Origin of the sequence: Mycobacterium sp. (assembly GCF_052144515.1) — a bacterium.
Taxonomy (GTDB): domain Bacteria; phylum Actinomycetota; class Actinomycetes; order Mycobacteriales; family Mycobacteriaceae; genus Mycobacterium.
The window spans coordinates 1-12,121 of sequence record NZ_JBKQQD010000266.1; the positions used below are offsets into that span (position 1 = coordinate 1).

Annotated in this window: 12 protein-coding genes; 7 read left to right on the forward strand and 5 right to left on the reverse strand. The window is 64.8% G+C overall.

The window, feature by feature from the left end; all coding sequences use genetic code 11:
- Positions 1-352 precede the first annotated feature (352 nt).
- The 3 genes from ACLP9N_RS17690 to ACLP9N_RS17700 form a co-directional block, all read right to left on the reverse strand.
- Positions 353-1,978, reverse strand: coding sequence for a PE family protein (locus tag ACLP9N_RS17690; protein WP_442408641.1), 1,626 nt, complete (start codon positions 1,976-1,978; stop codon positions 353-355).
- Positions 1,979-2,080: 102 nt separating this feature from the next.
- A complete protein-coding gene (locus ACLP9N_RS17695; protein ID WP_442408642.1) occupies positions 2,081-2,914 on the reverse strand; it encodes a tyrosine-protein phosphatase in 834 nt (277 codons plus the stop codon).
- On the reverse strand, positions 2,907-4,127 hold the full coding sequence (locus ACLP9N_RS17700; RefSeq protein WP_442408652.1) for an acyl-CoA dehydrogenase family protein: 1,221 nt from the start codon (positions 4,125-4,127) through the stop codon (positions 2,907-2,909). The genes ACLP9N_RS17695 and ACLP9N_RS17700 overlap by 8 nt, the downstream gene beginning before the upstream one ends.
- Before the next feature lie 69 nt (positions 4,128-4,196).
- Here ACLP9N_RS17700 and ACLP9N_RS17705 point away from each other — a divergent pair, with 69 nt between their 5' ends.
- The 4 genes from ACLP9N_RS17705 (at position 4,197) to ACLP9N_RS17720 (ending at position 7,569) form a co-directional block, all read left to right on the forward strand.
- Positions 4,197-4,658: a nuclear transport factor 2 family protein gene (locus ACLP9N_RS17705; protein ID WP_442408643.1), complete on the forward strand. Its 462-nt coding sequence runs from the start codon at positions 4,197-4,199 to the stop codon at positions 4,656-4,658.
- A gap of 65 nt (positions 4,659-4,723) precedes the next feature.
- On the forward strand, positions 4,724-5,821 hold the full coding sequence (locus ACLP9N_RS17710; RefSeq protein ID WP_442408644.1) for a Re/Si-specific NAD(P)(+) transhydrogenase subunit alpha: 1,098 nt from the start codon (positions 4,724-4,726) through the stop codon (positions 5,819-5,821).
- Positions 5,822-6,148 (forward strand): NAD(P) transhydrogenase subunit alpha, encoded by a 327-nt coding sequence (locus ACLP9N_RS17715; RefSeq protein WP_442408645.1) that lies wholly within the window; start codon positions 5,822-5,824, stop codon positions 6,146-6,148.
- Positions 6,145-7,569, forward strand: coding sequence for an NAD(P)(+) transhydrogenase (Re/Si-specific) subunit beta (locus tag ACLP9N_RS17720; protein WP_442408646.1), 1,425 nt, complete (start codon positions 6,145-6,147; stop codon positions 7,567-7,569). The genes ACLP9N_RS17715 and ACLP9N_RS17720 overlap by 4 nt, the downstream gene beginning before the upstream one ends.
- A gap of 22 nt (positions 7,570-7,591) precedes the next feature.
- Here the strand turns inward: ACLP9N_RS17720 and ACLP9N_RS17725 are convergent, their stop codons facing one another.
- Positions 7,592-7,717, reverse strand: coding sequence for a hypothetical protein (locus tag ACLP9N_RS17725; RefSeq protein ID WP_442408647.1), 126 nt, complete (start codon positions 7,715-7,717; stop codon positions 7,592-7,594).
- Between the two features lie 156 nt (positions 7,718-7,873).
- Here ACLP9N_RS17725 and ACLP9N_RS17730 point away from each other — a divergent pair, with 156 nt between their 5' ends.
- A complete protein-coding gene (locus ACLP9N_RS17730; protein WP_442408648.1) occupies positions 7,874-8,497 on the forward strand; it encodes a TetR/AcrR family transcriptional regulator in 624 nt (207 codons plus the stop codon).
- A 3-nt stretch (positions 8,498-8,500) separates the two neighbouring features.
- Here the strand turns inward: ACLP9N_RS17730 and ACLP9N_RS17735 are convergent, their stop codons facing one another.
- Complete coding sequence (locus ACLP9N_RS17735) at positions 8,501-9,958, reverse strand: PE family protein (RefSeq protein WP_442408649.1); 1,458 nt, start codon at positions 9,956-9,958, stop codon at positions 8,501-8,503.
- Between the two features lie 169 nt (positions 9,959-10,127).
- Here ACLP9N_RS17735 and ACLP9N_RS17740 point away from each other — a divergent pair, with 169 nt between their 5' ends.
- Both ACLP9N_RS17740 and ACLP9N_RS17745 read left to right on the forward strand, forming a co-directional pair.
- Complete coding sequence (locus ACLP9N_RS17740; protein WP_442408650.1) at positions 10,128-11,240, forward strand: NAD(P)H-dependent amine dehydrogenase family protein; 1,113 nt, start codon at positions 10,128-10,130, stop codon at positions 11,238-11,240.
- A 17-nt stretch (positions 11,241-11,257) separates the two neighbouring features.
- A complete protein-coding gene (locus ACLP9N_RS17745) occupies positions 11,258-11,998 on the forward strand; it encodes a glucose 1-dehydrogenase (protein WP_442408651.1) in 741 nt (246 codons plus the stop codon).
- Positions 11,999-12,121 lie beyond the last annotated feature (123 nt).

Here is a 12,121-nt window from a genome sequence, read left to right on the forward strand (position 1 = left end):
CAATGACTGCAGCCAGTCCAGGATCTCCCGATGATCCGGGCACAACCGCCGCTGAAATACCTCACCGGTGTCCTGATCCAACCCGCACGCCACCACCGATCGCGCGTGCACATCCAACCCGACGCTCGTACGAAAATTCCTCACTGGGGCCTCCCACATCTTGTGGCTCTACCGGCCAGGACCACCCTGTCGGCAACCCACGTTCACATGTGAGCGGAGGCCCCAGCCCCCCATACCGTCTAGCCAGCGTAAAGTGTTCCGCCCAGCCGTGTCTGGCGCGTTGCGCGAGATTTCCGCCTATCCGCGGCGCCTTGGACAGCGCTGACAATGGGGCCGAAATCAGCAGAGCGGGTTAGGGAATGAGGCTCGCGATATCGCGAATGTTGGATACGACCGCTGACGCGATGGTGATGAATTCAACCATTGCCGCCACCGTGGCCAACCCCACGTCGGCCGCGATCGGATATCCGATCGCGTTGATGAGGTTGCCCTGCAGAAGCTGGCTCACGAAGAGGGTGGCGTCGTAGGCGGGGAGAGTCGTTATGAACGAAAGCGCTGTGTCGGCCGTCGGAAGGAGGACGGCATAGTCGGTTGACACAATAGAAGCGATCGTGTTCGCGATATTGAGCGGCGTCGGGGGAAGCGCGCTTGGCGCCGGCCCCAAGAGCTGGTTCACCAATGGCGGCGGCCCGGAATGAGGGAACGTGATTGGCGTCGTGAGGGCGGTCGCCAGATCAGCCTTGAAGGCCTGGATTCCTTGCTGGGTTCCGGCGGCCAGATCACCAAGGACAATGCTCGCGGGGACGTGTGGGGCCAATCCGAACGGAGTGGTGATATCCGCCGGCCCAGTCGAGTAGCCGTAGTCGGGGTTGCCGTAGCCCAAATTAACGAGCACCTTCAAGTCGGGCTGAATCAGGTCTGCGAGTGGCTGGCCCACGATCGGGATTCCGCGCAGCCCGTTCAAGATTGGCAGATTTTGGGTGGGAATCATGTAGTAGTGGGTGACGCCGGAGTAACCCGGAGACGTCGGCAACGGAATAGCGTTGTCAACTTGTGTGGGCGTGAGTTGCAAATATGTGGTGTGCACGGAGACGATCCCAGTAACAGCGTCGAGGTCGGCTAGTAAATTGAGCGGATACTGCGGGAAGTCGGCGAAGCCGTCGTATTCCAGGGTGTAGATGTTGGTCGGATAGATCGTGTCCGCGGGCGTCCCGCCGTAGAACGTCAGACCCAGGCTCGCGATGCTCAGGCCCGGGAAGCGCGCGAGCAGGCCACCGTTGGGATTCATCTCGTTGCCGACCAGCACGAAATTGAGTTGGTTTGCGGTCGGAGCGCCGGAACCCATGGCAGCGAGCTTCTGCATTTCCAGCGAGGCGATGATGGAGCTTTGGGAATAGCCGAAAACGGTGAGTGTGTTTGAGGGGTTTTGCAGCTGTTGCATTATCGCGCTGTTGAGAATATTCACGCCCTCGTTTATCGACCTATCGAAGGTCAAACTCTTAACACCCGTGAGTGGGTATCCTTCTTCGGGCGTGAACAGCGCTTGCAGGGCATTAGTCGATCGAACGTATAGGTTGTTGGCGTTGTTAACGTATGTGGATCCGGGTGTCGGGTTTCCGGTGGGGCCTAAAAACAACGTGAGCTCGGCGCTGATCGGCGTCACCGACGAACTCAGCTTGGCGCCCATGGCGGCGGCGTTGGCGCCCTCGGCGTTCGCGTAGGCGTTCCCCGCGGCGGCCAGCGTCCGGGCGAATTCGTTATGGAACGCCGCGGCATGTTTGACGACGGCCTGGTATTCCTGGCCGTATGCGCCGAATAGCTTCGTGATGGCCGTGGACACCTCATCGGCGGCCGGCGCCAACAGACCCGATGTCGGGCCCGCGGCGGCCGCATTGGCCGCGCCGATCGCCGAACCAATCCCCTCGACATCCGCGGCGACAGCCGCCATTATCTGCGGCTCAGTGATCACATACGTCATGGGCCGGTCCTTCCCGACGATGGTGTTCGCTAGCGTAGAGCGATCTCACGAACCTGTCGGGCGTTTGCGCCAAAGCACTTTGCCCAGTGCGTAGCGGCCGGTTCAGGCCATCAGCGCGCTGCGCAGTTGGTCGATGTCGGCCGCGGTGATGCAGGCGTCGCGCAGGTAGGCGTCCAGTGACCCGTAAGTCTCGTCGATCGTTCGCCGCGCCGCGTTCAGGTACTCCGCGCGGACCCCGAGAACCTCGTCGGACAGGCGGGCCTCGGTGAACTTCACCACCTCCGGGGTCAGTTCGGTGTCCGAGCGCTGCTGGATCATCTCGGTGATCCGTTCCCGCAGCTGCGGCACGGAGTCGTTGCTGCGCAAGTAGTCAGCAACGATGACGTCGCGATCGAGGCCGATTGTTTCCAGCACCGTCGCGATCACGAAGCCGGTGCGATCCTTGCCCGCGAAGCAATGCGTGAGCACCGGGCGCCCTGCGCCTAGCAGTGTGACGACGCGTTGCAGCGCGCGTTGCGCGCCGTTGCGGGTTGGGAATTGGCGATATTCGTCGATCATGTAACGCGCGGCGGCCTCGGCGGGGGATTCGCCGGACTCGTCCGATTCGCCGCCTCCGCCGGTCAGCATCCGGCGAAATGCGTGTTCGTGCGGTGCTTCACCGTCATCCGGCTCGTCATCGCCGAGGTCGGGGAACGGCAGCAGGTGGACGTCGATGCCGTCGGGAACCCGCCCGGGACCGCGCCGGGCGACCTCGCGGGCGGCGCGCAGGTCGGCGACGTGGGTGATCCCCAGTTGCAGCAGCGTCGCCCGGCCGTCGTCGTCGAGGCGGCTCAGCTCGCCCGACCGGAACAGTCGCCCCGGCCGCAGCCCCGCGGTGCAGTCCGCAACGTCGCGAAAGTTCCACGCGCCGGACAGTTCCCGGAGAGCCTCAGCCATGTGAGGTGACCGCCGCCGCGAACGCGGATTGTTCCCGGCCTATCTCCATGCGCGCGATAGTTCGCATGTGCACCTCGTCGGGCCCGTCGAAGATGCGCATGGCGCGATGCCAGCTGTACATCCGCGCCAGCGGGGTGTCGTCGCTCACGCCGGCGGCCCCGTGCACCTGGATTGCACGGTCGATCACGTCGCAGGCCACCTGCGGTGCCACCGCCTTGATCTGCGAGACCAGTAGGTGGGCGGCCTTGTTGCCGTGCTGGTCGATCGTCCACGCCGCCTTCTCACACAGCAGCCTGGCCTGGTCGATTTCGTTGCGGGACTTGGCAATTGCTTCTCGCACGACACCCTGCTCGGCGAGCGGACGGCCGAACGCCACCCGGTTGCGGGCCCGGTCCACCATGAGGGCGAGCGCACGTTCGGCTCCGCCGAGCGCGCGCATGCAGTGGTGGATGCGGCCGGGTCCCAGCCGGGCCTGGGCGATCGCGAAGCCCGCCCCTTCTTCGCCGAGCAGATTGGTGGCCGGCACCCGGACGTTGTCGTAGATGACCTCGCAGTGGCCGTGCTGGTCCTGCCAGCCGAACACCGGCGTCGAGCGCACGATCGTCACCCCGGGAGTGTCCAACGGCACCAGGACCATCGACTGCTGTTGGTGGGAGGCCGCGTCGGGGTTGGTGCGGCCCATGACGATGAGGATCTTGCAGCGCGGGTCCGCCGCGCCGGAGGTCCACCACTTACGGCCGTTGATCACGTAGTCGCCGCCGTCGCGCACGATTGAGGTCTCGATGTTGCGGGCGTCGCTGCTGGCGACCGCCGGTTCGGTCATCGAAAAGGCGCTGCGGATCTCGCCGTCCAGCAACGGCTGCAGCCAATGCTTGCGCTGCTCGTCGGTGGCGAACAGGTGCAGGGTCTCCATGTTGCCGGTGTCCGGTGCCGCGCAGTTCAGTGCTTCGGGTGCGATCTCCAGGCTCCAGCCGGTGAGCTCGGCCAGCGGGGCGTATTCCAGGTTGGTCAGGCCCGACTCGGCGGGCAGGAACAGGTTCCACAGCCCGGCCGCCTTGGCCTTGGTTTTCAGTTCTTCGATGATCGGCGGGACGCTGTGGTCATACGGGCCGGCTTCGTGGCGGAATTTGTCATATTCGGCCTCGGCCGGGAAGACGTACTCGGTCATGAAGTCGGACAGTCGCTTGTGGTAGTCAGTTGCCTTGGCCGACATCGCGAAGTCCATGTCCGCCACGATAGGACACGTGCAATGAGGCGGCGCTCGCGGTAGAAGATAGAGGGCATGACCGAGTCCCTGCCCCCGTTCCCGCCGTTCACTCTCGAAACCGCGCTGCAGAAGGTTCAGGCCGCAGAGGATGCGTGGAGCAGCTGCGACCCTGAGCGCGTCAGCCGCGCCTACACGGTCGACTCGCAATGGCGAAACCGGTACGAGCACATCGTCGGCCGCGAAGAGATCGTCGCCTTCCTGACCCGCAAGTGGCAGCGCGAACTGGACTATTCGCTGCGCAAGAGCCTGTGGAGCTTCGACGGCAACCGCATCGCCGTGCGCTTCCAATACGAATGCCACGACGACACCGGTCAGTGGTACCGAAGCTATGGCAACGAGCTGTGGGAGTTCTCGCCGTCGGGGTTGATGGCGCGCCGCGAAGCCAGCATCAACGACGTGCCGATCACCGAATCCGAACGCCGCTACTTCGGCCCCCGCCCCGCCTCAGAACACGGCCAGGATATCCCGCTCTGGTAGCTGCCGATAGGGTGTTCAATCCGACGGGGTTTAGCACCGAGCTGCACGTAACTAAGGAAAGCGCCATGACAGATCCGCAGACGACGGTGGGGGTGGTTGCCGAGTCCGGGACCGACGAGCGGCGCGTAGCGCTGGTGCCCAAGGCTGTCGCGCCGCTGGTGAGCAGTGGTGTGGCGGTGGTGGTCGAGTCTGGTGCGGGCGAACGCGCGCTGCTTCCCGACGAGCTCTACACCGCAGCCGGCGCCACCATCGGGGATGCCTGGGGTGCCGAAATCGTCGTCAAAGTCGCGCCGCCGACCGCAGACGAGGTCGGCAGGTTGCGCAGCGGGCAGACGCTGATCGGGTTCTTGGCGCCACGTGAGGCCGATAATTCGATCGGCGCGCTGACCGCAGCCGGTGTGCAAGCGTTCGCGCTCGAGGCCATCCCCCGAATCTCGCGAGCACAGGCAATGGACGCACTGTCGTCGCAGGCCAACGTGGCCGGGTATAAGGCGGTGCTGCTCGCGGCCTCGGAGTCGACCCGATTCTTCCCGATGCTGACGACGGCGGCCGGAACCGTGAAGCCGGCCACCGCGCTGGTGCTCGGCGTCGGCGTGGCCGGGCTGCAGGCACTGGCCACGGCGAAACGGTTGGGCGCGCGCACCACCGGCTATGACGTGCGTCCCGAGGTGGCCGACCAGGTGCGTTCGGTGGGCGCGAAGTGGCTCGATGTCGGAATCGATGCGTCTGGTGAGGGCGGGTACGCCCGTGAGCTCACCGAAGACGAACGCGCCCAGCAGCAGAAAGCACTGGAAGATGCGATCAGCGGATTCGACGTGGTCATCACCACGGCGCTGGTCCCGGGCCGGCCCGCGCCGCGTCTGGTGACCGCCGCGGCGGTGGAGGCGATGAAACCCGGCAGCGTGGTGGTGGACCTCGCCGGGGAGACCGGCGGTAACTGCGAGCTCACCGAACCAGGGCAGACGGTGGTCAAGCATGATGTCACGATCGCGGCGCCGTTGAATCTGCCGGCGACGATGCCCGAGCATGCCAGCGAGCTCTACAGCAAGAACATCACCGCGCTGCTGGAGTTGCTGATCAAGGACGGCACCCTGGCCCCGGATTTTGACGACGAGATCGTGGCGGCGGCCTGTGTGACCCGCAAGGCGGGAGAGGACGGCTAGATGTATAACGAGTTATTGGCCAACCTGGCGATCCTGGTGCTGTCCGGGTTCGTCGGGTTCGCGGTGATCTCCAAGGTGCCCAATACGCTGCACACGCCGCTGATGTCGGGGACCAACGCCATCCACGGCGTCGTGGTGCTCGGCGCGCTGCTGGTGCTCGGCAGGATCGAGCATCCCTCGCTGGCCTTGCAGATCATCCTGTTCGTCGCGGTGGTGTTCGGCACGCTGAACGTCATCGGCGGCTTCATCGTCACCGACCGGATGCTCGGCATGTTCAAGGGCAAAAAGCCGGTACCGGTGAAGACCGAGGAGCCGGCGGACAAATGAACTATCTGGTCACGATCCTCTATATCGTCTCGTTTTCGCTGTTCATCTACGGGCTGATGGGCCTGACCGGGCCCAAGACCGCGGTGCGCGGCAACTTGATCGCCGCGGTGGGAATGGCCATCGCCGTGGTGGCCACGTTGATTTTCATCCGCCACACCAGTCAATGGCCTCTGATCATCGCCGGTCTGGTGGTCGGAGTCGTGCTCGGCGTGCCTCCGGCACGGCTGACCAAGATGACGGCCATGCCGCAGCTGGTGGCGTTCTTCAACGGCGTCGGCGGCGGAACCGTCGCGCTCATCGCGCTCGCGGAGTTCATCGAGACCAGCGGCTTTTCCGCCTTCCAGCACGGCGAATCGCCGACCGTGCACATCGTGGTGGCCTCGCTGTTCGCTGCGATCATCGGATCAATCTCGTTTTGGGGCTCGATCATCGCGTTCGGCAAGTTGCAGGAGATCCTGCCCGGCCGCCCGATCGGCCTGGGCAAGGCCCAGCAGCCGCTCAATGTGCTGCTGCTGACCGCGGCCATCGCGGCCGCGGTGGTCATCGGCCTGGGCGCGCATCCCGGCAGCGGCGGAGTGTCGTTGTGGTGGATGATCGGGCTGCTGGTCGCCGCCGGTGTGCTGGGCCTGATGGTGGTGCTGCCCATTGGCGGCGCCGACATGCCGGTGGTCATCTCCATGCTCAACGCGATGACCGGCGTGTCGGCCGCCGCGGCGGGTTTGGCGCTCAACAACACCGCGATGATCGTGGCGGGCATGATCGTCGGTGCGTCCGGTTCGATCCTGACCAACCTCATGGCCAAGGCGATGAACCGCTCCATTCCCGCGATCGTGGCGGGCGGTTTCGGTGGCGGCGGCGTGGCGCCTAGCGGTGATGGCGGCGGCGACAAGCACGTCAGGGCCACCTCGGCCGCCGACGCCGCGATTCAGATGGCCTACGCCAACCAGGTGATCGTCGTCCCAGGCTACGGCCTGGCCGCCGCGCAGGCGCAGCATGCCGTCAAGGTCATGGCCAACCTGCTGGAAGACCGTGGGGTGCCGGTGAAATACGCGATCCACCCGGTCGCCGGCCGCATGCCCGGGCACATGAACGTGCTGCTGGCCGAGGCCGAAGTCGACTACGACGCAATGAAAGACATGGACGACATCAACGACGAGTTCGCCCGCACCGACGTCGCGATCGTCATCGGCGCCAACGACGTCACCAACCCGGCGGCCCGCAACGAGACATCCAGCCCGATCTACGGCATGCCGATCCTGAACGTGGACAAGGCCAAGTCCGTCATCGTGCTCAAGCGGTCGATGAACTCCGGGTTCGCCGGCATCGACAACCCGCTGTTCTATGCCGACGGCACCACCATGCTGTTCGGCGACGCCAAAAAATCCGTGACAGAGGTCACCGAGGAACTCAAGGCGTTATAACGAGCGCCCTAACTCCGACCCTTTAGACGGGCGGGTAGGCGGGCGGCGGATATCCCTGCCCGTTTTCCACCCCGCGCAACCCCCAGGTGAGGTATCTGAAGAAGTACTCGATCTCGTCGCTCGCGTCGTAGTCCGGACTCGGATCCATTCGCCCCACCTCTCGACTTGCGACTAGTTCACTGAGGGAGTCTAGTCCCATCGGCATCTTCGCGACAGGCGGCGGGAGCCGTGCTTAAACTGTCCAACCAGTTGATTGATAATTGCTTCGCAGGGGACGCACGACAGAGAGTAGTAAGAGTAGAAGATGCCATCCGAGAACGGGCTTTCGCGCCGTGAGGAGTTACTGGCCGTTGCCACCAAGCTGTTCGCCGCGCGCGGCTATCACGGCACCCGGATGGATGACGTCGCCGATGTGATCGGGCTGAACAAGGCGACGGTGTATCACTACTACGCGAGCAAGTCGCTGATCCTGTTCGACATCTACCGCCAGGCCGCCGAGGGCACGCTCGCCGCCGTCCATGACGATCCGTCCTGGACGGCCCGCGAGGCGCTTTACCAGTACACGGTCCGGCTGCTCACCGGGATCGCGGGGGACCCGGAGCGGGCCGCGGTGTACTTCCAGGAGCAGCCCTACATCACCGAGTGGTTCACCGCCGAGCAGGTCGCCGAGGTCCGCGAGAAAGAGGCTCAGGTCTACCACCACGTGCACGGCCTCATCGACCGCGGGATTGCCAGCGGCGAGTTCTATCAGTGCGACTCGCATGTCTTGGCGCTGGGCTACATCGGGATGACGTTGGGCAGCTACCGGTGGCTGAGGCCGAGCGGGCGGCGCACGGCCAAGGAAATCGCCGCCGAGTTCAGCACCGCGTTGCTGCGGGGCTTGATCCGCGACGAGTCCATCCGCGAGAACTCCCCGCTCGGGCCCTAGAGCTCAGGAGAACGGCGGAATCAGTTCCAGGATCGACCCGAGGCCGCTAGCCAACCTGGACAGTCCGGTCACACTGGGCTGGCCCAGGTAGATGTGCAGGTGCGGATCCGGGGACGGAAGGTACGGGTAGGCGTCCGGGTACCACGACGTGGCCGGCGAGTATCCAGACTCGACCACAATGTCCACCACGGCCGACCATGGACCCTGCACGGCCCCCTTAGCCAGGTCGACGGCGACTCTGCCCACATTGGGGACCGAGAGAAGCGAGGCGGGGGTCGGAAGGTTCGCATAACCGCCGCCGGGTCCGATATCGCCGTAGCCCAAGTCGACGATCACCCGAAGGTCGGGCTGGAAGATGTCCGCGATCGGGGGACCCGCATACGGGATGTCACGAATGAACTGGATCAGCGGCAGGTTCTGCGTCATCACCATGTAGTACTGGGTGTTGCCGGTGTAGCCGGGGGAGGTTGCCAAGTGCACAGCGCCGGCAACCTGATCGGGCGTAAGGAACGGATAGTTGCTGTGCACCACGAAGTAGCCCAGGAAGGCGTTGAGGTCGGACACGACGTTGAGCGGGTATTGGGGCGCGTCGGCGATGCCGTCGTATTGGATCGTGTAAATGCTGGTTGGGTAGGGAGAGTTCGGCGGAGTCGCCCCGTTGAAATGCACATTCAGAAATGGGATGTAAAAGCCGTCGAAGCGCTCCAGCAAGCCGCCATCGGGGTTGTTGGGATCGCCGGCCAGCACGAAGGACAGGTCGGTCGGGTCGGGACGCATGTTGGCCGGTAGCGCCATCAGATTGCGGATCTCATCGGTGGCGATCGTGGCGCTCTGGGAGTAGCCGAACACGACGACCTTGTTCCCAAGGGCGAGTTGGGCTTTGATCCCGGAGTCCAGCAGACTGACACCCTGGGCGACGGACGTGCCGAACGTCTCGTTGCCGGCAACCGGCCAGAACTGCTCGGGCGTGAGTTGGGCCAGCGGATTGGCCCCGGGGAAGTGGGGCAGGATGTACGAGAGGTTGACGTTCCCCAGGTAGACGGGGCCGGGGAGCGGGTTCCAGGTGCCGCCCATGATCAACGCCACCACTTGTTGGGCCGAGGGGTTCGCGAACCCGGTCACCGTGGACGTGGCCAGCGCGTTGAGTGCGCTGGGTTTTCCGCCCGTGAGTAGAGCCGCGGTGCTGGCCTCGGCTTGCGCGTAGGCGTTTCCCGCGGCGGCCAACGCCCGGGCGAATTCGTCGTGGAATGCCGCCGCTTTGGTGAGCACCGCCTGGTACTGCTGGCCGTATCCGCCGAACAGTTTGGCGATGGCCTCCGATACCTCGTCTTCGGCTGCCGACACCAAAGCGGCTGTCGGGCCCGCTGCGCTTGCGTTGGCGTCGGTGATCGCCGACCCAATTTCTCCCACATCGGCGGCGGTCGTCGCCAATATTTCCGGGGCAGTAACCAGGTATTCCATCTCCCCGTCCTCCCGACCGACCCGTTACCGCGGGTATGAGGTACTAACCGAGGGTAAAGCGGTTCCCTTCGGAATTCCCGCGTTTGCACCAACGGGTAGGCGTCGTCGAAATTATGGACTAGTGTCTAGAAACGTTTTGAGCGTTCGCAGCCAGGGACGGAGGACACTCATGGCGATCCGCGTCGCGCATGTCGGCACCGGGAATGTCGGAGGCTTGGCCCTGACCGAACTCATCACCAATCCGGCCTTTGAGTTGACCGGGGTGTGTGTGTCGACGCCGGAGAAGGTGGGCCGCGACGCCGGCGCGCTGTGCGGAGTCGGCTTACAAACCGGCCCCGATGCCGACACCGTCACGGGTATCGAGGCCGTCGCCGACCTCGATGCCATCCTCGCCACCAAGCCCGACTGCGTCGTCTACTGCGCCATGGGCGACACCCGCCTGCCCGACGCGATGGCGGACGTCATGCGAATCCTGGCGGCTGGCATTAACGTCGTCGGATCGTCGCCCGGGCTGCTGCAGTACCCGTGGGGCGTCATGCCCGACAAATACATCGCCCGCGTGGAAGACGCTGCCCAGCGAGGCAATTCGAGCATCTTCATCAGTGGTGTCGACCCGGGATTCGCCAACGATCTGATTCCGTTCGCGCTCGCCGGGACTTGCCAGCGCATCGAGCAGGTGCGCTGCATGGAGATCCACGATTACTCGAGCTACAACGGCGTCGAGGTGATGAACTACATGGGGTTCGCCCAGCCCTTGGATGAAATCCCGATGCTGCTGCAACCGGGCATTCTCAGCATCGCGTGGGGGACGGCGATCCGTCAGCTGGCGGCCGGCCTCGGCATCGAGGTCGACGAGATCACCGAGTCCTACCAGCGCGAGCCCGCCCCGGAGGATTTCGACATCGCGATAGGCCGGGTCGCCAAGGGCACGCTGGCCGTGCTGCAGTTCGAGATCCGCGGCATGGTCAACGGTCACCCCGCCATCGTCATCGAGCACGTCACCCGGTTGCGGCCCGACCTGCGGCCCGACCTGCCGCAGCCCGCCGCGGGCGACGGCTCGTATCGCGTGGAGATCACCGGCGAGCCTTCCTATGCGGTGGACATCGTTCCCAGCAGTCGCAAGGGCGACCACAACCACGCCGCGATCGCGGGAGCCGCCGGCCGCATCGTCAACGCGATCCCGGCGGTGATCGCCGCGCCGCCGGGGATCAGGACGACGCTGGATCTGCCGCTGGTAACGGGTAAGGGCCTTTACGCACCAAAAACCTTGGTAGCCAAGTAAATCCGAGAGGACTCTTAATGGGACGGGTAGACGGCAAGGTAGCGCTCATCAGTGGCGGCGCCCGCGGCATAGGCGCCGAAGATGCGCGCCTGCTCGTCGAGGAAGGCGCCAAGGTGGTTATCGGCGACATCCTGGACGACGAGGGCAAGGCGCTGGCCGACCAGATCGGTGACTCCGCGCGCTACGTGCACCTCGATGTCACACAGCCCGACCAGTGGGATGCCGCGGTCGCGACCGCCACCGGCGAATTCGGCAAGCTCAACGTGCTGGTCAACAACGCGGGAACCGTCGCACTCGGGCAACTGAAGAATTTCGATCTGGGCAAGTGGCAGAAGGTGATTGACGTCAATCTGACCGGCACGTTCCTGGGGATGCGGGTGGCCGTGGAGCCGATGACCGCGGCCGGGGGCGGCTCCATCATCAACGTGTCGTCCATCGAGGGGCTGCGCGGAGCGCCCGCTGTGCACCCCTACGTCGCGTCCAAGTGGGGCGTGCGCGGCCTGGCCAAGTCGGCGGCGCTGGAGTTGGCGCCGTTGAACATCCGGGTGAATTCGATCCACCCCGGTTTCATCCGCACCCCGATGACGGAGCACCTACCGGAAGACTTGGTCACCATCCCGCTGGGCCGTCCGGGCGAAGTGCGCGAGGTTGCGACGTTCGTGCTGTTCTTGGCCAGCGACGAGTCGTCCTACTCCACCGGCAGCGAGTTCATCATGGACGGTGGCTTGGTGACCGACGTGCCGCACAAAGAGTTCTAAGCCTGAATCCGTGGATGGGTGATTTCGTGTGGTCGTCGACGTGGTTGCCCTCAACTCGGCGGGGTCTGGCTGTGGCGCATGCGTGATCCGCTGGCCTGTACCAGCTTTTCCTTGTTGCGAGGT

Excerpts from the sequence above, each read along its gene's own strand:
- ACLP9N_RS17730 (WP_442408648.1), top strand. The coding sequence starts at position 7,874 with ATGCCATCCGAGAACGGGCTTTCGCGCCGTGAGGAGTTACTGGCCGTT.
- ACLP9N_RS17720 (WP_442408646.1), top strand. The coding sequence starts at position 6,145 with ATGAACTATCTGGTCACGATCCTCTATATCGTCTCGTTTTCGCTGTTC.
- ACLP9N_RS17740 (WP_442408650.1), top strand. The coding sequence starts at position 10,128 with ATGGCGATCCGCGTCGCGCATGTCGGCACCGGGAATGTCGGAGGCTTG.
- ACLP9N_RS17690 (WP_442408641.1), bottom strand. The coding sequence starts at position 1,978 with ATGACGTATGTGATCACTGAGCCGCAGATAATGGCGGCTGTCGCCGCG.
- ACLP9N_RS17695 (WP_442408642.1), bottom strand. The coding sequence starts at position 2,914 with ATGGCTGAGGCTCTCCGGGAACTGTCCGGCGCGTGGAACTTTCGCGAC.
- ACLP9N_RS17700 (WP_442408652.1), bottom strand. The coding sequence starts at position 4,127 with ATGTCGGCCAAGGCAACTGACTACCACAAGCGACTGTCCGACTTCATG.
- ACLP9N_RS17725 (WP_442408647.1), bottom strand. The coding sequence starts at position 7,717 with ATGGATCCGAGTCCGGACTACGACGCGAGCGACGAGATCGAGTACTTC.
- ACLP9N_RS17705 (WP_442408643.1), top strand. The coding sequence starts at position 4,197 with ATGACCGAGTCCCTGCCCCCGTTCCCGCCGTTCACTCTCGAAACCGCG.
- ACLP9N_RS17710 (WP_442408644.1), top strand. The coding sequence starts at position 4,724 with ATGACAGATCCGCAGACGACGGTGGGGGTGGTTGCCGAGTCCGGGACC.
- ACLP9N_RS17745 (WP_442408651.1), top strand. The coding sequence starts at position 11,258 with ATGGGACGGGTAGACGGCAAGGTAGCGCTCATCAGTGGCGGCGCCCGC.
- ACLP9N_RS17735 (WP_442408649.1), bottom strand. The coding sequence starts at position 9,958 with ATGGAATACCTGGTTACTGCCCCGGAAATATTGGCGACGACCGCCGCC.
- ACLP9N_RS17715 (WP_442408645.1), top strand. The coding sequence starts at position 5,822 with ATGTATAACGAGTTATTGGCCAACCTGGCGATCCTGGTGCTGTCCGGG.